This window comes from Streptomyces hirsutus (genome assembly GCF_001418415.1).
GTDB lineage: Bacteria > Actinomycetota > Actinomycetes > Streptomycetales > Streptomycetaceae > Streptomyces > Streptomyces hirsutus.
Genome location: NZ_LIQT01000376.1, coordinates 1 through 16490 on the forward strand (window position 1 = coordinate 1; position 16490 = coordinate 16490).

A 16490-nucleotide genomic window follows, 5' to 3' on the forward strand; every position below is an offset into this window, starting at 1 on the left:
CCCGGCGGCGGAGGGCCGGGGCGCGGTCCCGGCGGGCGCCGGAATCTTCTGTTCATCGTGCTCGCCGCGCTCGCGGCCGTGGCAGCCGTCGCCGTCATCGTGCTGATGGCGTCGGGAGACGACGACGCGCCGGACGACCAGCCCACAGGGAGCCGGACCGACGGCTCGCCGGAGCCGTCCCCGCGCATCCCGTCCGGACTCCCCAGTGATCTGGAGAGCCTGCTGCCGTCCGGTTTCCCCACCGAGCTGCCGTCGGACTTCCCGAGCGAGCTGCCCAGCGGCCTGGAAAGCCTGCTGCCGACCGAACTGCCGAGTCTGCCCACCGACCTGCCGAGCGGCGTGCCCAGCAACCTGCCGAGCGGCCTCGAATCGCTCCCGCCGCCGACCCTGGGGGATGCCGCGCTGCGCTGAACCGAGCGGAGCGCGGGGCGTACGAGGGCCGGCGCGGCGGTGTTCCGGGCGGGGGGACTACGTCCCGGAGGGCCGCCCCGCCGCCGTGTCCGCCTCCGGTTCCGTTCACGCTTCCGTTCGCGCCTCCGAGTCCGCTGTGGCCAGGGCCGTTGCCGGATCCTGGGCGGCGGCTCCGGCGGGGACCCAACGGCCGCGCTCCTTGCGGTACGGCCACCAGCGGCCGTCGCGCCCGAGCCGCAGCTGGATCCGCCCGCCGTCGAGGGTCCAGCGGTTGGCGCGGGCCCGGAGCACCGGCCGTTCGGCCTCGTCGCTCTCGGCCCAGGCCGACGCGAGGGCGGCACCCGCGCGTGCGAGGGCCTCGGCGTCCACCGTCCACTCCTCGTCGAGCACGGTCAGCGCCGCCGCACCGCCCTGGCGCCAGGCCCGTACCGCCACCGCCAGGCCTTCCCGGCCACGGCCCGAACCGTCGGCGAGCCGGGCCGTCACGGCGCGCGGGGGCTCACCTGCGGCCAGTCGTACCGCGTCCCGCGCCACCGTCGGTTCCGGCGCCGGCGGGTGCCGCTCGTGCCCCTCCCGGAGCGCCTCCGCCAGCAGACGGTGGGCCTGCACGGCGGTCCGCGCGGTGAGGAACTCCAGGGCGGACGGGTCGACTCCGGCGGTGGGCGGCTCGTCCGTGTCCAGCGACGGCGGCACCCCCGGCTCCGCGGGGAGTGGGGGAACGCCGGGCAGCGCAGGCCGGATGCCGCCCGCCGCGAACGCCTCGGCCGCGTCCACACCCTCCGGCCGCGGCCGCTTCCCGGAGGTGGAGGACGGCCCGCCACGCGACTGGAGCGCGTCCAGCAGGGCGCGCTCACCGCGTCCCCGCACCAGGAGCAGGACGAACGGGTCATGGTCCAGCAGCCGGGCCACCTGATAGCAGAGCGCCGCCGTGTGACCGCAGTGGTCCCACGCTCCGCAGTCGCACTCCGGCTCCAGGTCGCCCAGGCCCGGCAGCAGTTCGACCCCGGCCAGCTCCGCGTCCTCCACCAGATGCGGCGGCATCTCCCGGTCGAGCAGCGCCGCCACGTGCCCGGCCCGCTCGACGGCCATGTCCAGGAAGCGGTCCCACTGCTCGTCGGACAGTTCCTGCAGCAGCACGTCCGCGCGGTGCGCCGTGCGGTCACGGTCCTGGACGACGGCCGTGATCCGCCCCGGCCGTACGGACACGGCGCCGACCGCTCCCGCGCGGGCGAGCCGACGGCCCGCCTTGAGCTGCTGGGAGTCCAGGGCCGTGCCCTCCAGTGCCGTCAGCCAGGCCCGGCCCCACCAGGTCTGCGCGAAACCACGTCCCCGCGCGGGAGGCAGCGCGGCGAACGTCCGCTCCGCACCGGCCCCGCCGTCGGTCCCCTCCGGGTCGGTTCCGTCCGGGTCGGCCCCACCCACAGGGACTCCCTCCGGCTCGTACCAGTCGTCGGTTTCTTCCACTTCTGCTCCGTCACCGTCGTACCGGGTCATCGCGGGCCCCCTCGCAGTGCCACCAGATCCGCCAGCTCCGCGTCCGTCAGTTCCGTGAGCGCCGCCTCGCCGGAGCCGAGCACCGCGTCCGCCAGCTCGCGCTTGCGGACCAGCAGTTCGGCGATGCGGTCCTCGATCGTGCCCTCGGCGATCAGCCGGTGCACCTGCACCGGCCGGGTCTGGCCGATGCGGTACGCGCGGTCCGTGGCCTGCGCCTCCACGGCGGGATTCCACCAGCGGTCGTAGTGCACGACATGCTCGGCGCGGGTGAGGTTCAGCCCGGTGCCCGCCGCCTTGAGCGACAGCAGGAAGACCGGGACCTCGCCGTCCTGGAAGCGTCGTACCATCGCCTCGCGTTCGGCGACCGGTGTGCCGCCGTGCAGGAACTGCGACGGCACACCCCGCGCGGAGAGGTGTCGCTCCAGCAGCCGCGCCATCTGCACGTACTGCGTGAAGACCAGCACGCAGGCCTGTTCGGCGAGCACGGTGTCGAGGAGTTCGTCGAGCAGTTCGAGCTTCCCGGACCGTCCCGCGATCGCCGGCCGTTCCTCCTTGAGGAACTGCGCCGGGTGGTTGCAGATCTGCTTCAGCCCGGTCAGCAGCTTCACGATCATTCCCCGCCGCGCCATGCCGTCGGTCCCCGAGACGCCGGAGGTGCCGGAGGTGCCGGAGGTGCCGGAGATCTCGGCCAGGGCCTCGCGGACCACCGCCTCGTACAGCGCCGTCTGCTCCTGCGTGAGCGACACCGGGTGATCGGTCTCCGTCTTCGGCGGCAGCTCGGGCGCGATCCCCGGGTCCGACTTGTGGCGGCGCAGCAGGAACGGCCGTACCAGCCGGGCCAGCCGCTCCGCCGCGGCAGGATCCGTCCCGCCCTCCACGGCATCCGCGTAGCGCCTGCGGAAGGTGCCGAGCCGGCCCAGCAGTCCGGGCGTCGTCCAGTCGAGGATGGCCCACAGCTCCGAGAGATTGTTCTCCACCGGCGTGCCGGTGAGCGCCACGCGCGCGCGTGCGCCGATGGACCGCAACTGCCGGGCCGTCGCCGCGTACGGATTCTTCACGTGCTGCGCCTCGTCGGCGACGACCATCCCCCAGGACACATCGGCGAGCCGGGAAGCGTCCAGGCGCATGGTGCCGTACGTGGTGAGCACGAACCCGCCGTCGGCCGGACCGTCCAGCGAGCGGCGCGCACCGTGGAAGCGGCGCACCGGGGTGCCCGGCGCGAACCGTTCGATCTCCCGCTGCCAGTTGCCCATCAGGGAGGTCGGGCAGACCACGAGGGTGGGCCCGGCGGACGCGGGGTCGGACTGCCGGTGCAGATGCAGGGCGATCAGGGTGATCGTCTTGCCGAGGCCCATGTCGTCGGCGAGGCAGCAGCCCAGGCCCACGGACGTCATGTGGGCCAGCCAGTTCAGCCCGCGCCGCTGGTAGTCCCGCAGCGTGGCGGCGAGGGCCGCGGGCTGCGGGACGGACTCCTGGGACTCGGGGTCCGCGAGCCGGTCCCGCAGGGTCGCCAGCCAGCCGGTGGGACGCACCTCGAACCGGCGGCCGTCCACCTCCACCGAGCCGGTCAGGGCCGCGCCGAGCGCGTCGACGGGCGTGACCGCGTGGTCCCGGCGCGCGCGGGCGCGGAGCACCTCCCGGGGGTCGATCAGCACCCACTGGTCGCGCAGCCGCACGACGGGGCGTTTGGTCTCCGCGAGCCGGTCCAGCTCCGCGCGGGTGAGCGTCCGGTCGCCCAGGGCGAACGACCAGTCGAAGGCGAGCAGCGCGTCGGCCGACAGGAAGGACGGTTGCCGGGAGGCGTCCTTGAAGCCCGCCCGGCCGGACAGCCGTTCCTCGTCGGCGGGGCCGATCTCCGCGCGGGTGGTCAGTCCGCGGATCAGCTCCTTGGGCCAGTGCACGTCGACGCCCGCGGCCGCGAGCGCCCTCGCGCCCTCCCCGAGGAGCTCGGTGACCTCGTCGTCGGCGAGTTCGACCGCGTCGGGCACGGTCGCCGACAGCAGGGGTGCGAGCGGGGCCCAGGCGCGGGCGGCCCGGCGCAGCGCGAGCAGCGTGTCCATCCGGGCCCGCGGCCCGAAGCCGCCGTCCGGGCCGGCCGCGCCGCCCGGACCGTCCTGGCCTTCCGCGGCCGCGGCCCACACGTCGGTGGCGTCCGCGACGAGCGCGGGATCGCTCACGCCGTGCACTTGGAGTACGGCCCGGAACGTGACGTCGGTGTTGCCGTCGTCCGTGCCGTCGTCGATGGGGTGGGCGGTGGGGCCGGCGTGGTCCGAGGCACCCGGGGCCTCCCGCGTCTCCGGCGCGGCCCAGGTCTCCGGTGCGTCGGTGAGGCCGCGCACTTCGATGCGCAGCGACAGGCGTACGCCCGCGTCGTGGCCCGCGGCAACGTCGGCGGCCCACTCGCGCAGTGCGGGCAGGTGCTGCGGCTCGGGCACGGCGAAGGCGGGGGAGCCGATCACCAGGGGCGCGGCGGGGGAGCGGGGCAGGGTGTCGGCGACCGCGTCGAGGAAGGCGCGCAGCAGCCGTTCGGGGTCGGGCAGCCGAAGGGGCCCGGGGCCGTCCAGCGGCTGGGCGTGGGCCTCGGGCGGCATCGCGGCGGCGAGCCGGCGCACGGCCTCGACGTCCTCCGCGTCCAGCGGACCCGCGCGCCAGGCGTCGTGACCGGCCGGGGACAGCCCCGGCAGCAGCAGACCGCGCGCCACCAGACGCAGCGCGTGCACGGCGGCGGCACCCCAGAAGACGGCGGCCGGGTGCCCGTCGCCGCCGGCCCGCGCGCGGGTGAGGACGGGCAGGGCGGCACGCACCGGCAGCAGCACCGCGGGGACGCCCACCGCCTGCACCCCCTCGCCGTCGGGCACGACGACGGTCAGCTCCTCGGCCTGCGCCGTGTTCAGGACGGGGGGAGCGGACCCCTCGGGCCGCCAGAAGGCCATGAGGCCGGTGCGGGCGGGGTCGCCGGGTACGAATACGGCGGAGCAGCGGGCCAGGTCGGCGTACTGGGCGGAGGAGGGAAACACGGGAGTCGTCTGCGCAGCGCTCACGAAATCCTTGATTCATCAAACTTGACTAGTGGGGTCGGAGCCGCCGAGAGTACAGCACGGCCATGGCCGCCCGGGTATGCCTGGGGTGTGAACTGGGACACCATGGACACGCGGTCGTGCTCCGTCCCGGAGGGCCGGCGAGCCGGGGTTCGGCGAGTCGGCGACGGCCCCTGAGGGAACCCTAGGGGGCGAACCTCAGGGACGTCTCAGGGTCGCGGTCGGAACCGCCGGGAGCGCGGGGCCGTTTTCACGACAGAGAGCGGCAGTGGCCGCGAAGGAGGCGACACCATGTCGAAGAATGCCAAGATCGCCGCGGGAGGTGTGGCGGCCGGGCTCATCCTGCTCATCTGGCTGCCCTGGTGGGCGGCGCTCCTGATCATCCTGGGAGTCCCGGCCGCCGCGTACCTCACCCTGGACCCCTCGCAGCGGAGCAGGCTGCGCCGTGTTTCGCGCAAGGAGCTGGGCCGCTGAGACGCAGGAGCCCGTCCCGGAGGACCGGGCCCCTGCTCGGGCCCTGCTACCGCGTCGCCGCCTCGGCACCGTCCAGTGCGCAGGAGTTGACCACGTCGCCGTCCGCGGGCCTGTCGATCGTCCGGTCCGCGGGCGGCCCGACTCCGCGCTCCACCCATGCGGTCAGGGTGTCGAACGCCGACCGGTAGCAGGGCAGGATCGGCCGCAGCCGGTCCGGATGGGTGTCGTACAGCCCGTCGACGTGGGTGCCGTCCTGCACCGTGTAGTAGCGGTGCAGCGCTCCCCGGCCCTTCGCGTCGATCATGCGGGCGTACACATCGGAGTGGGCGGCCTGCGGCAGCAGTGCGTCCAGATCGCCGTGCAGCGTGATCAGCGGCCGGCCGATACGCCCGGTCAGTGCGACCCGGGCCGCGGCGCGGTGCACGGAGGCGGGACGCGAGGCGTAGTCGTACGTGGCGTCGGACGCGCACGGCGCCAGGATCTGCTCCACCGTGGTCCCGGCCGAGGGCCCCGGGCAAGCGGGATCATAGGCCGGGTCGAACTCGGCGCGGTAGATCTTCTGCGTGACACCCCAGTAGGCCTTCTCGTGGTAGGGCCACAGGAACTCGGAGCCCGGTGCGAAGCCCACCGCGTGCAGGTCCTCGTCCCCTGCCGTGCCGAACATCCGGGCCACCGTGACCGGCAGGGAGGAGAACAGGCCGGTCCCGTCGGCGGTCCACAGCGCGCCCTCCCAGTCCACGCCGCCGTCGTACAGCTCCGGGTGGTTCTCCAGTTGCCAGCGGGTGAGATAGCCGCCGTTGGAGACGCCGGTCATGTACGTCCGGCGCGGAGCGTGCCCGTAACGATGGGCCACCGCGCGCTTGGCCGCCCGGGTGAGCTGCGTGGTCCGGGTGTTCCACTCGGCCACCGCGTCACCGGGCCGGATCCCGTCACGGTAGAAGTCGACCCCGTTGTTGCCCTTGTCCGTCGAGGCGTACGCGTATCCCTGGGCCAGTACCCGGTCGGAGATGGCCTTGTCGGTCGCGTACTGCTTGCGGGTGCCGGGTGCGCCCGTGACGACCAGCCCGCCGTTCCACCGGTCGGGCAGCCGGATCACGAACTGCGCGTCGTGCGCCCAGCCGTGCGTCGTGTTGAAGCGGGAGGAGTCCGGGAAGTACCCGTCGACCTGGATACCGGGCACTCCGGACGGCGACCGGGTGGCGGCCGCGAGCAGCCCTGCCTGGTCCGCCAGATCGGTGTACGGGGTGCCGGCCAATCCCGTGGTGGTCAGGTCGGCCAGACAGGTGGTGCGCTGGTGGGCCGCGCCCGGCACCCGCACACGCTCCTGGCGCGCACAGTGTTCGTCCTCGGCAGCGACGGCGGCGGCGGCCGGAGCCGGAGCGATGAGGGCCGCCGCCGCGAGGGCGAAGGCGAGCAACGGAACGCCTAGGGACGGGCGCATGACGGCCTCCAGGAAGGACGGGAAGCGGAAGAGGGCACGGTACGGAGCGCGAAGCTGCCCCATGGTGCGGGCCCAACGCTGCCATCATCGATGGGCTGACGCCCTACGGAACGGCGCCTTCGCATGGGGGTTCACCCCACATGCGCAAAGGCAGGCGCACCCCTCATCTCATCCGGAGACAGGCACCCCGCCGGGCGCGTTTCAGAGAGGCCGTACGGCGATCCTGTCCAAGCCCTCCAGGAGACCCGGCAGTTCCGGCCCCCTGCCCACCGGGAGGACCTCGCCGGGTTCGTCGTCGAGCAGGACGAACGCCATGTCGTCGGTCCTGGCCACCAGGGACCAGCCGGGCCCGTCGGCACGCAGCGTGCGGGCGTCGCCCGGTGCGAAGGACGAGCGGACCCGGCCGAGCGGCGGCGGCGAGGAGACGTAGGCACGTGCCTCCGCCAGGACCCGCCGAATGCCGCTGTGACCCGTCCGCCGCCCGTTCGGGTCGTCGGACGGGGCGCCCCCGCTCGGCTCCTCCACGGTCGTGCTCTCGCCGGTCGGCTTCTCGTCGGCCGGACTGCCGCGGGCCGAGCCGTCACCGGCGGCATCTCCAGCGCCGGCGGAGGACTCCACGGAGCCGCCCGGAACAGGGAAGGCCGAGTCGTCGACCTGGTCCCGCCAGAGCGCCCACCGGAGCGCGATCTCGTCGGCGCCCAGACGCCGCTGTGCCGGTCCCCAGGCGCCGGAGTCGGGCGGCGCCAGCACGGGCCCGTCGGTGACCTCGGGGCCGGGATCGTGCGGCGCGGGCACGTTCGGAGCCGCCACGGCGACCGAGAGGGGCCAGCCGGGCAGCGCTGCGACGACCGTGTGCTCCTCCGGCGACAGATCGTGCTCCATACCGCAGTCCCAGGAGGCGATCGCGACGGCGACCAGCGACACGTCGTCGATCGCGACGGTCCACCGGGCGCCCTCGCCGTCCTGACCGAGTATCAGCCCGTACCCGTCGGCGAGCGGGGGCAGACCGAGCGCCGCGCACGCCTCCGGGTAGTCGTCGCCCAGCACGCTCGGGAACTTCGCCGGCGTCAGCAGCGCCGCCGTCAGCACGTAGAGCGCGTCGTCCGCGGCGGCGACGGCTTCCTCGTCCGTCCCGGCCATTCCAGCCTCCCCGTCGGGTTCGTCCACCGGCGCGCACACTAATCCGCCCCCGAGCTCCTTGTCACGACCTCGCAGCCGCACCCGGAGCCGTGGCTCTCCGGCCCGTCGGCCCGCACCGACCGCATTCCGGCCGGTGCGGCACGCGGACCGAGAGGCCCCGGCGCGAGTCCGGGCGCTCAGCCCGCGCGGACGGCCAGCGCCAGGAACCGGGCGTCCTCGTCGACGTACGACGTCATGCGCCAGCCCGAACCGGTCAGCAGTGGACGGAGGTTCTGCTCCGCGCGGAGGTCGTCCGGCGTGATCGAGCGGCCCTGACGCGCGGCGAGTGCCGCCCTGCCGATCGGGTGGAACAGCGCGAGCACGCCACCGGGCCGCACCACCCGCGCGAGCTCCCGGAGATTCTCGGCAGGGTGGGGCAGGTGTGCGATCAGGCCCGCCGCGAACACGGCGTCGAGGGATCCCGAGCGCAGCGGCAGCGCGGAGACGTCGGTGAGCAGCAGCGTCCCGTCGTGGCCCCGTCCGGCCCGCGTGGCCTCCCGCAGCATGGCCGGGGTCAGATCTGCGCCGAGGACCGTTCCGGAAGGGCCCACGGCCGCGCGCAGCGGCGGCAGGGCCCGTCCGGTGCCGCAGCCGGCGTCGAGCACCCGGGCGCCCTCGCGCAGCCCCAGCTCGGCCACCGCCGCCGCGTAGGCCGGACCGTCGTCGGGGAACCGGCGGTCCCAGTCGGCGGCACGCGCGGTGAAGAACTCCTGGACACGGGTGTGGTCGTCACTCATGCCCGGCATGATCCCCCACCGGACGGCCCGGGGCCCGGGGCCCCACACCCGACGGGCCTTGACGGCGTACCGCTCCACGCGATCGCACACGCCGCCGAGGCACTGGATCCGGCCACGGCCGGCCCCCGGCCATGTCACCCCGCGTGAGACCGCCCGGGCCGGGTCACCTCGTGCCGTGGCCCGGCGATCAGTCCGCGACGCCCTTCTCCGACAGGACCTTCTCGACGGCGACACGGACGAGGAGTTCGCCCGGCACGCCGTTGCGCGCCCCGAACTCCTCGGCACGGTCCTGGCCCATGTACCGCGCGGCGATCCGGGTGGCCCAACGCACCAGGTCCCCGGGATCCTCCGAGATCCGCGCCCGGCCCCGCAGCACCACGAAGGCGAACGGCGGCCGGTCGTCGTCCACGCACAGGGCCACCCGCCCGTCACGGGCCAGATTGCGCCCCTTCACCGTCTCCCTGCCGGTGTTGAACACCACGTCGTCCCCGTCGAGCACGAACCAGATCGGCGCCACGTGCGGACTGCCGTCGGCACGCACGGTGGAAAGTTTGGCGGTGCGGGTTCCGTGCGAGACGAACGCCCGCCATTCCTCGTCGGTCATCCTCTGTCCCATGGCTCCTATCCTCCTTGTCCGGCGCCCGCCCGTGGGGAAGGCTGGCGGAGGATCCATACGGGGAAGAGCAAGGGGGAGATTCACGACATGACGCAAAAACGGGGACTCGACTGGCTGCTGGACGACCTGACCCAGAGAGTCGAGGAGGTGCGGCACGCGCTGGTCCTGTCCAACGACGGGCTGGTGACCGGGACGAGTACGAGGCTTCGACGCGAGGACGCGGAGTACTTAGCCGCGGTCTCGTCCGGACTGCACAGCCTCGCCAAGGGCTCCGGACAGCATTTCGGCGCGGGCGGGATGCGCCAGACGATGATCGAGTTCGACGACGCGGTGCTCTTCGTCACCGCGGCCGGCAACGGTAGCTGCCTGTGCGTGCTCAGCGGGGCCGAGGCCGACATCGGCCGGATCGCGTACGAGATGACGCTGCTGGTCAACCGGGTCGGCGAGCACCTGGACGTGGACGCCCGCCGACCGGGACCCGGAGACCCCACAGGTACCTGACCTGCGCGTTCGTCGACCTCCGTGGAGTTGTCCACAGGTCTGTCACGAAGAGTGACGGACCGGATACGGTTTCTCCGGACGGCGCGCACGGCGCCGGCCGAGCACACTCCACGGGGGAGACGAGCATGTCCGGAAACACCGCCACACATGAAGTCACGACCGCCGGTTCCCGGGTCACGGCGGGCCGTGCGGCACGGGAACTCGGCCTCGAGCCCAGCGAGTTCGACCTCGCCGTGGACCTCGGCAGGATTCGCACCACCCCCGACGAGCGGGGAACCGGCCGCCGTGTGGACCGCGCCGAAATCGAACGGCTCCGCGCCAGGCCAGGTCGTCCGGAGGCCCTGCGGGAGAGCGTCAGGATCGTGGGCGCCACGGAGGGCGCGCTGCTCATGGGGGTGACGAAGGACCGGTTCACGCGACTGGCCCGGCTGGGGCTGCTGGCTCCCACGAGGTTCCACCTCAACCGCCACCGTGCCGTGGTCTGGCTCTATCTCGCAGAGGAACTAAGGCAGTTCACGGCCGACGAGAGGAACACCTCGCTGTTGAGGGACCGGACGTCCGACCACCTCGGGGGACAGCTCGACACCAGTCTCGACCTGCGGGCCCGCAACTGGCGTACCCGCCGGCTGGCCATCCTGCTCCGTCGGGCCACCGACCCGTGGTCGCGTGCCGGAGCCCTCGCGTCCCTGCTCGATCCCACACACATCTGCGAGGTCGTCAAGGACCCCTACGAGCGGTCCCACCTCAGCCGGTTCCGTCCCGAGCGGCCCTCCCACGGGGCTCCGGGCTCACCCGGCGCCGTCCTCACGGAGACCCTCGTGACCGCTCAGGACTCCGACGAGATCGCCTGGCTCCAGGCGGAGCTCGTGGGGCTGCTGGCGGAGGCCCGCGAACACCGGCCGGCGCCCCGTCCGGCTTCCGCCTCTTACCGCCCCGCGCCGGCCGGACAGGTTCTCCGGGAGCCGGAACGCCCGCGCGGGGCGTTCCGCACGCTGCTCGCCCGGTGGCGCGGCAGGAACCGGGGACCGGCCGCCCGGCGACCGGCTGCCCGGCGACCGGCCGACCGCTGACCGGGTCGGCCCGGGTGATCCGCCCGGTGATCTACAGCGCCCGGAACAGCCCCTCCTGGACGACGGACACCAGCATCCGCCCCTCACGGTCGTAGATCCGCCCTCGGGCCAGACCACGCCCGCCCACGGCGATCGGCGACTCCTGGTCGTACAGGAACCACTCGTCCGCACGGAACGGGCGGTGGAACCACATCGCGTGGTCCAGCGACGCCATGTCGAAGCCGCGCGGACCCCACAGGGGTTCCACCGGGAGCCGAACGGCGTCCAGCAGGGTCATGTCGCTGGCGTAGGTCAGGGCGCACGTGTGCACCAGCGGATCGTCGCCGAGCGGGCCCACCGCACGCATCCACACGGCGCTGCGCGGTTCGGCGTCCTTGACCTCGTCCGGATCCCAGCGCAGCCGGTCCGCGTAGCGGATGTCGAAGGGCTGACGGCGGGCCATCCGCTCCAACTGCTCCGGCAGCTCGCCCAGATGCTCGCGGATCTCCTCCGCGACGGTCGGCAGCGACTCCGGGTCCGGGATCTCGCGGGCCGGCGGCAGCTGGTGCTCGAAACTCCCCTGTTCGGGTTTGTGGAAGGAGGCGGTGAGAGTGAAGATCGTGCGGCCCTGCTGCACGGCGGTGACCCGGCGGGTCGTGAACGACCGGCCGTCCCGTACCCGTTCGACCTGGTACACGATCGGCACCCCGGGCCGCCCGGGCCGCAGGAAGTACGCGTGCAGCGAGTGCACGGGGCGGTCGCCCTCCGTGGTGCGTCCCGCGGCGACCAGCGCCTGGCCGGCCACCTGGCCGCCGAAGACCCGCTGCAACGACTCCTGCGGACTGCGGCCACGGAAGATGTCGACCTCGATCTGCTCCAGGTCGAGCAGGGCGACGAGGCTCTCGGTCGGGTTCGTCATGGGCGCTATGCTCCTGCGTTCACAGTTGGCCGACAGCGGTGACCCGGACGACCGCGCGGCCCTCCGCGTCGGAGGCGGTGAGGTCGACCTGGGCGCTGATACCCCAGTCGTGGTCGCCGTTCGGGTCGTCGAAGATCTGCCGGACCCGCCACAGTCCGTTGTCCGGCTCCTCTTCGATCAGCAGCAGCTTGGGACCGCGGGCGTCGGGGCCGGTGCCGAGGTCCTCGTACTCGTCCCAGTACTTGTCCATCGCCTCGCCCCAGGCGTCGGCGTCCCAGCCGGCCTCGGCGTCCAGCTCGCCCAGCGCGTCCACCTGGTCCAGAGCGGCCAGTTCGACACGGCGGAACATGGCGTTGCGGACCAGGACGCGGAAGGCACGCGCGTTGGCGGTGACCGGTTTCACCTGGTCGGCCTTCTCCTGGGCCTCCTCGGCGGTCATCTCCGCGGGATTGGCCAGCTGCTCCCACTCGTCCAGCAGACTCGAGTCGACCTGACGCACCATTTCGCCCAGCCAGGCGATCAGATCCTGGAGGTCCTCGGACTTCAGATCGTCCGGGACGGTGTGGTCCAGGGCCTTGAAGGCGCTGGCCAGGTACCGCAGCACGATGCCCTCGGTCCGGGCCAGTTCGTAGTGGGAGACCAACTCCGTGAAGGACATCGCCCGTTCGTACATGTCCCGCACCACGGACTTCGGCGACAGCGGATGGTCACCGACCCACGGGTGGCTCTTGCGGTAGGTGTCGTAGGCGTGGAAGAGCAGTTCCTCCAACGGCTTCGGGTACGTGATGTCCTGGAGGCGCTCCATGCGCTCCTCGTACTCGACGCCGTCCGCCTTCATCAGGGCGACCGCCTCGCCGCGCGCCTTGTTCTGCTGCGCGGCGAGGATCTGGCGCGGGTCGTCCAGCGTGGACTCCACCACGGACACCATGTCGAGCGCGTAGGACGGCGACTCGGGATCCAGCAGCTCGAACGCGGCCAGCGCGAAGGTGGACAGCGGCTGGTTCAGCGCGAAGTCCTGCTGCAGATCCACGGTGAGCCGCACGATCCGTCCTTCGGAGTCCGGTGTGTCCAGCTTCTCGACGATGCCGCCGTCCAGCAGGGACCGGTAGATCGCGATCGCCCGCCGGATGTGCCGCAGCTGCTGCTTGCGCGGCTCGTGGTTGTCCTCGAGGAGATGACGCATCGCCGCGAAGGCGTTCCCGGGCCGGGCGATCACCGACAGCAGCATCGTGTGCGTCACCCGGAAACGGGAGGTCAGCGGCTCGGGATCCGAACCGATGAGCTTCTCGAAGGTCTGCTCCGACCAGGCGACGAACCCCTCCGGCGCCTTCTTGCGGACGACCTTGCGGCGTTTCTTCGGGTCGTCGCCCGCCTTCGCCAGCGCCTTCTCGTTCTCGACGACGTGCTCGGGGGCCTGCGCGACGACGAACCCCTCGGTGTCGAAGCCGGCCCGCCCGGCCCGGCCCGCGATCTGGTGGAACTCGCGGGCCCGCAGCGTGCGCACCCGGTTCCCGTCGTACTTGGTCAGGGCGGTGAACAGCACCGTGCGGATCGGGACGTTGACCCCCACGCCCAGCGTGTCCGTACCGCAGATGACCTTCAGCAGACCGGCCTGCGCGAGCTTCTCCACCAGCCGCCGGTACTTGGGCAGCATGCCGGCGTGGTGCACACCGATGCCGTGCCGGACGTAGCGGGAGAGGTTGCGGCCGAACTTGGTGGTGAAGCGGAAGCTGCCGATCAGGTCGGCGATCCTGTCCTTCTCCTCGCGCGTGCACATGTTGATGCTCATCAGCGCCTGTGCCCGCTCCACCGCCTGGGCCTGCGTGAAGTGCACGATGTAGACCGGAGCCTGCCGGGCCGCCAGCAGGTCCGTGAGCGTCTCGGTGAGCGGCGTGTAGCGGTACTCGTAGGACAGCGGGACCGGCCGGGTCGCCGAGCGGACCACCGACGTGGGGCGGCCGGTGCGGCGGGCGAGGTCCTTCTCGAAGAAGGAGACGTCGCCGAGCGTCGCCGACATCAGCACGAACTGCGCCTGCGGCAATTCCAGCAGCGGAATCTGCCACGCCCAGCCGCGGTCCTGCTCCGCGTAGAAGTGGAACTCGTCCATGACGACCTGGCCGACGTCGGCGTTCCTGCCGTCACGCAGCGCGATCGACGCCAGCACCTCGGCGGTGCAGCAGATGACCGGGGCATCGGCGTTCACGGACGCGTCGCCGGTCAGCATGCCGACGTTCTCCGTGCCGAAGATCTTGCACAGCTCGAAGAACTTCTCCGACACCAGCGCCTTGATGGGCGCCGTGTAGAAGGTGACCTCGTCCCGGGCCAGCGCGGCGAAGTGGGCAGCGGCCGCGATCATGCTCTTGCCCGAACCGGTCGGGGTCGAGACGATCACGTTCGCCCCGGAGACCACCTCGATCAGCGCCTCCTCCTGGTGCGGGTAGAGCGTGAGACCGCGTTCCCCCGCCCACGACTCGAAGGCTTCGTAGAGGGCGTCGGGGTCGGCGGTCGGCGGCAGCTGATCGATGAGGGTCACGCCCCCATCTTGCCTGCCACCGGGCCCCGCGCGGGAATCGGATTCGGGGATGAAGATCGTGAAGGCTACGCTGTGTCGCCGAAGGGGCGTCGACGCACCTGGTCAACTGGACAGCGGCACAAGTGGAATAGGGCGGGCAACGGGGATGATGGGACCAGCACACTCACTGTCGGGTGCCGCGGCATGGCTCGGGGTGGGCGCGGCCACGACCGCCGCCGGAAAACCGATGCCCTGGCCGGTGCTCCTGGTCGGCGCCCTGATCTGCGCCGGTGCCGCCCTCGCCCCGGACCTGGACCACAAGGCGGCGACGATATCGCGGTCCTTCGGTCCCGTGTCCAAGAGGCTGTGCGAGATCGTCGACAAGCTGTCGTACGCCGTCTACAAGGCCACCAGGAAACCGGGCGACCCGCGCCGTTCCGGCGGTCACCGCACCCTCACCCACACCTGGCTGTGGGCGGTCCTGATCGGCGGGGGCGCTTCCGTCCTGGCGATCACGGGCGGCCGGTGGGCGGTGCTGGCCATCCTCTTCGTCCACATGGTGCTGGCCATCGAGGGCCTGCTGTGGCGGGCCACGCGAGGAGCCAGCAGCGACGTACTGGTGTGGCTGCTCGCCGCGACCAGCTCGTGGATCCTCGCAGGCATCCTGGACGAGCCGGGCAACGGTGCCGGCTGGCTGTTCACGGAGCCCGGCCAGGAGTACCTGTGGCTGGGGCTGCCGATCGTCCTGGGTGCGCTGGTGCACGACATCGGGGACGCCCTGACCGTCTCGGGCTGCCCGATCCTGTGGCCCATACCGGTGGGCCGCAAGCGCTGGTACCCCATAGGTCCGCCCAAGGGGATGCGGTTCCGGGCGGGCAGCTGGGTGGAGCTCAAGGTACTGATGCCCGCGTTCATGCTGCTCGGCGGAGTGGGCTGCGCGGCGGCGCTCAACGTGATCTGAGGCGCGGACGACCGGTGGTCGTCGCCGGCGGGGATGCCCGGTGGCCGCCGTCGTCGGCTCAGCCGGAACTTTCACCGCCGTAGCGGCGCTCGAAGCGGGCGACGCGTCCTTCCGTGTCCACGGTCCGTGCCGTGCCCGTGTAGAAGGGGTGGCTCTCCGAGGAGATCTCCACCTCCACGACCGGATAGGTCTCGCCGTCGTCCCACTCGATCGTCTGCTCGCTGGTCGCGGTGGACCGGGTCAGGAAGGCGTATCCGGCGGCCCGGTCGCGGAAGACGACGGGGTGGTAGTCGGGGTGCTTGTCCTGCTGCATGGACGCTCCTCTACGACGTGGGCGATGCGTGCGGCGCGCGAGGGGACCGATCCGGATGGGCCGGACGTCCCGGACGGCCGGGACGGTTCGGGTGACGGCCCGGGCGGCCTGCGCCGTTCGGACGGGTGTCACGGTCGTCACGGCCGTCACGGCCGTGAAACGGCGAGGTCAGCCAGGGAGGGTGTCCTCGTCGACGACATGCATGGCGGCCTCCTCGGCCGAGGCCGCCGCCCCGTCGATGCCGACGTCCGTGGCGACCATGGCGGTCTCCTCGTCCTCGTGCGCCCCTTCGTCGGGGGCCACGAGCCGGCCGGAGCGCACGGCACCGACCTCGTTGTCCAGGAGCTCGCCGTCGGTGCCCTCGCTGTCACCGAGGTCGTCACCGTCGGCGGCGGCGAGATCGGGCAGCTCCTCGGCGAGCCGCTGGTCCAGGGTCTCGCCCGCCCTGCGCTCCGACGCCGTCACACCGCGGTGCTCCACGGCCCACGGCCGCTCGGGAGGGGACCAGCCCCGGTCGAGGGGGTCGGCGACGCCGTCGTTCTCGAGAGTGTCCTCGGCGTCGAGCAGTCCGGCGTCGTCCTGGACCTCGGATCCATCGGGCTGGTAGACGTCGTCTCCCCAACCGCCGGCTCTGTTCACGGGGACCTCCAGGGGGTGGGGACGGGCCCGTTCCCGCCGTGGCCCGTTCCGGGCCGCGCCTGCACGGGACACCGGCATCACCCGCACCCCGGTTCTCCGGAGCCCCGGGCGTTCCCGAGCCGGTGCCTGATTCCACCCTTCCACCCAGGTTCGGCTCCGCGCAACGGCACGGTCGGTCACCGGCCGCCTCCGGTGACCGACCGTGC

Annotated in this window: 15 protein-coding genes; 5 read left to right on the forward strand and 10 right to left on the reverse strand. The window is 72.7% G+C overall.

Translation table 11 applies throughout. The features are described 5' to 3' along the window. Window positions 1-411: hypothetical protein (locus AOK11_RS26545; RefSeq protein WP_240497497.1), on the forward strand; the 411-nt coding region annotated here is incomplete at its 5' end. A gap of 105 nt (window positions 412-516) precedes the next feature. Here the strand turns inward: AOK11_RS26545 and AOK11_RS26550 are convergent. Together AOK11_RS26550 and AOK11_RS26555 are read right to left on the reverse strand one after the other, a co-directional pair. Beyond that, complete coding sequence (locus AOK11_RS26550; RefSeq protein WP_240497498.1) at window positions 517-1905, reverse strand: SWF or SNF family helicase; 1389 nt, start codon at window positions 1903-1905, stop codon at window positions 517-519. After that, window positions 1902-4838 (reverse strand): DEAD/DEAH box helicase, encoded by a 2937-nt coding sequence (locus AOK11_RS26555; RefSeq protein WP_240497499.1) that lies wholly within the window; start codon window positions 4836-4838, stop codon window positions 1902-1904. The genes AOK11_RS26550 and AOK11_RS26555 overlap by 4 nt, the downstream gene beginning before the upstream one ends. A gap of 396 nt (window positions 4839-5234) precedes the next feature. Between AOK11_RS26555 and AOK11_RS26560 the strand changes: the two genes are divergently transcribed. Next, window positions 5235-5417: a hypothetical protein gene (locus tag AOK11_RS26560; RefSeq protein ID WP_055596247.1), complete on the forward strand. Its 183-nt coding sequence runs from the start codon at window positions 5235-5237 to the stop codon at window positions 5415-5417. A 46-nt stretch (window positions 5418-5463) separates the two neighbouring features. Here the strand turns inward: AOK11_RS26560 and AOK11_RS26565 are convergent, their stop codons facing one another. The 4 genes from AOK11_RS26565 to AOK11_RS26580 form a co-directional block, all read right to left on the reverse strand. Continuing rightward, window positions 5464-6858 carry a tannase/feruloyl esterase family alpha/beta hydrolase gene (locus tag AOK11_RS26565; protein WP_055596259.1) on the reverse strand — a complete coding sequence of 465 codons (1395 nt, stop codon included), beginning with the start codon at window positions 6856-6858 and terminating at the stop codon, window positions 5464-5466. Between the two features lie 201 nt (window positions 6859-7059). Continuing rightward, the gene (locus AOK11_RS26570; RefSeq protein ID WP_055596248.1) at window positions 7060-7998 is read right to left on the reverse strand and encodes a hypothetical protein; all 939 of its coding nucleotides are present in this window, start codon (window positions 7996-7998) and stop codon (window positions 7060-7062) included. A 176-nt stretch (window positions 7999-8174) separates the two neighbouring features. Further along, window positions 8175-8774, reverse strand: a complete 600-nt coding sequence (locus AOK11_RS26575; protein WP_055596260.1) for a class I SAM-dependent methyltransferase — start codon at window positions 8772-8774, stop codon at window positions 8175-8177. Window positions 8775-8961: 187 nt separating this feature from the next. Beyond that, window positions 8962-9390, reverse strand: coding sequence for a PPOX class F420-dependent oxidoreductase (locus AOK11_RS26580; RefSeq protein ID WP_055596249.1), 429 nt, complete (start codon window positions 9388-9390; stop codon window positions 8962-8964). Between the two features lie 87 nt (window positions 9391-9477). Between AOK11_RS26580 and AOK11_RS26585 the strand changes: the two genes are divergently transcribed. Together AOK11_RS26585 and AOK11_RS26590 are read left to right on the forward strand one after the other, a co-directional pair. After that, on the forward strand, window positions 9478-9891 hold the full coding sequence (locus tag AOK11_RS26585; protein WP_055596250.1) for a roadblock/LC7 domain-containing protein: 414 nt from the start codon (window positions 9478-9480) through the stop codon (window positions 9889-9891). A gap of 125 nt (window positions 9892-10016) precedes the next feature. Further along, a complete protein-coding gene (locus AOK11_RS26590; protein ID WP_055596251.1) occupies window positions 10017-10961 on the forward strand; it encodes a DUF6397 family protein in 945 nt (314 codons plus the stop codon). Window positions 10962-10992: 31 nt separating this feature from the next. Here AOK11_RS26590 and AOK11_RS26595 read toward each other — a convergent pair whose 3' ends face one another. Together AOK11_RS26595 and AOK11_RS26600 are read right to left on the reverse strand one after the other, a co-directional pair. After that, the gene (locus tag AOK11_RS26595) at window positions 10993-11859 is read right to left on the reverse strand and encodes an acyl-CoA thioesterase (RefSeq protein WP_055596252.1); all 867 of its coding nucleotides are present in this window, start codon (window positions 11857-11859) and stop codon (window positions 10993-10995) included. A 19-nt stretch (window positions 11860-11878) separates the two neighbouring features. After that, complete coding sequence (locus tag AOK11_RS26600; protein ID WP_055596253.1) at window positions 11879-14392, reverse strand: DEAD/DEAH box helicase; 2514 nt, start codon at window positions 14390-14392, stop codon at window positions 11879-11881. A gap of 145 nt (window positions 14393-14537) precedes the next feature. Between AOK11_RS26600 and AOK11_RS26605 the strand changes: the two genes are divergently transcribed. Next, a complete protein-coding gene (locus AOK11_RS26605; protein WP_055596254.1) occupies window positions 14538-15332 on the forward strand; it encodes a metal-dependent hydrolase in 795 nt (264 codons plus the stop codon). 58 nt (window positions 15333-15390) lie between these two features. On the opposite strand, the gene AOK11_RS26610 is transcribed toward AOK11_RS26605, so the two are convergent. Both AOK11_RS26610 and AOK11_RS26615 read right to left on the reverse strand, forming a co-directional pair. Further along, window positions 15391-15645, reverse strand: coding sequence for a type B 50S ribosomal protein L31 (locus AOK11_RS26610; protein WP_055596255.1), 255 nt, complete (start codon window positions 15643-15645; stop codon window positions 15391-15393). 168 nt (window positions 15646-15813) lie between these two features. Then, complete coding sequence (locus AOK11_RS26615) at window positions 15814-16284, reverse strand: DUF5709 domain-containing protein (RefSeq protein ID WP_055596261.1); 471 nt, start codon at window positions 16282-16284, stop codon at window positions 15814-15816. Between the last annotated feature and the right edge of the window lie 206 nt (window positions 16285-16490).

Excerpts from the sequence above, each read along its gene's own strand:
- AOK11_RS26550 (WP_240497498.1), bottom strand. The coding sequence starts at position 1,905 with ATGACCCGGTACGACGGTGACGGAGCAGAAGTGGAAGAAACCGACGAC.
- AOK11_RS26555 (WP_240497499.1), bottom strand. The coding sequence starts at position 4,838 with ATGGCCTTCTGGCGGCCCGAGGGGTCCGCTCCCCCCGTCCTGAACACG.
- AOK11_RS26560 (WP_055596247.1), top strand. The coding sequence starts at position 5,235 with ATGTCGAAGAATGCCAAGATCGCCGCGGGAGGTGTGGCGGCCGGGCTC.
- AOK11_RS26565 (WP_055596259.1), bottom strand. The coding sequence starts at position 6,858 with ATGCGCCCGTCCCTAGGCGTTCCGTTGCTCGCCTTCGCCCTCGCGGCG.
- AOK11_RS26570 (WP_055596248.1), bottom strand. The coding sequence starts at position 7,998 with ATGGCCGGGACGGACGAGGAAGCCGTCGCCGCCGCGGACGACGCGCTC.
- AOK11_RS26575 (WP_055596260.1), bottom strand. The coding sequence starts at position 8,774 with ATGAGTGACGACCACACCCGTGTCCAGGAGTTCTTCACCGCGCGTGCC.
- AOK11_RS26580 (WP_055596249.1), bottom strand. The coding sequence starts at position 9,390 with ATGGGACAGAGGATGACCGACGAGGAATGGCGGGCGTTCGTCTCGCAC.
- AOK11_RS26585 (WP_055596250.1), top strand. The coding sequence starts at position 9,478 with ATGACGCAAAAACGGGGACTCGACTGGCTGCTGGACGACCTGACCCAG.
- AOK11_RS26590 (WP_055596251.1), top strand. The coding sequence starts at position 10,017 with ATGTCCGGAAACACCGCCACACATGAAGTCACGACCGCCGGTTCCCGG.
- AOK11_RS26595 (WP_055596252.1), bottom strand. The coding sequence starts at position 11,859 with ATGACGAACCCGACCGAGAGCCTCGTCGCCCTGCTCGACCTGGAGCAG.
- AOK11_RS26605 (WP_055596254.1), top strand. The coding sequence starts at position 14,538 with ATGATGGGACCAGCACACTCACTGTCGGGTGCCGCGGCATGGCTCGGG.
- AOK11_RS26610 (WP_055596255.1), bottom strand. The coding sequence starts at position 15,645 with ATGCAGCAGGACAAGCACCCCGACTACCACCCCGTCGTCTTCCGCGAC.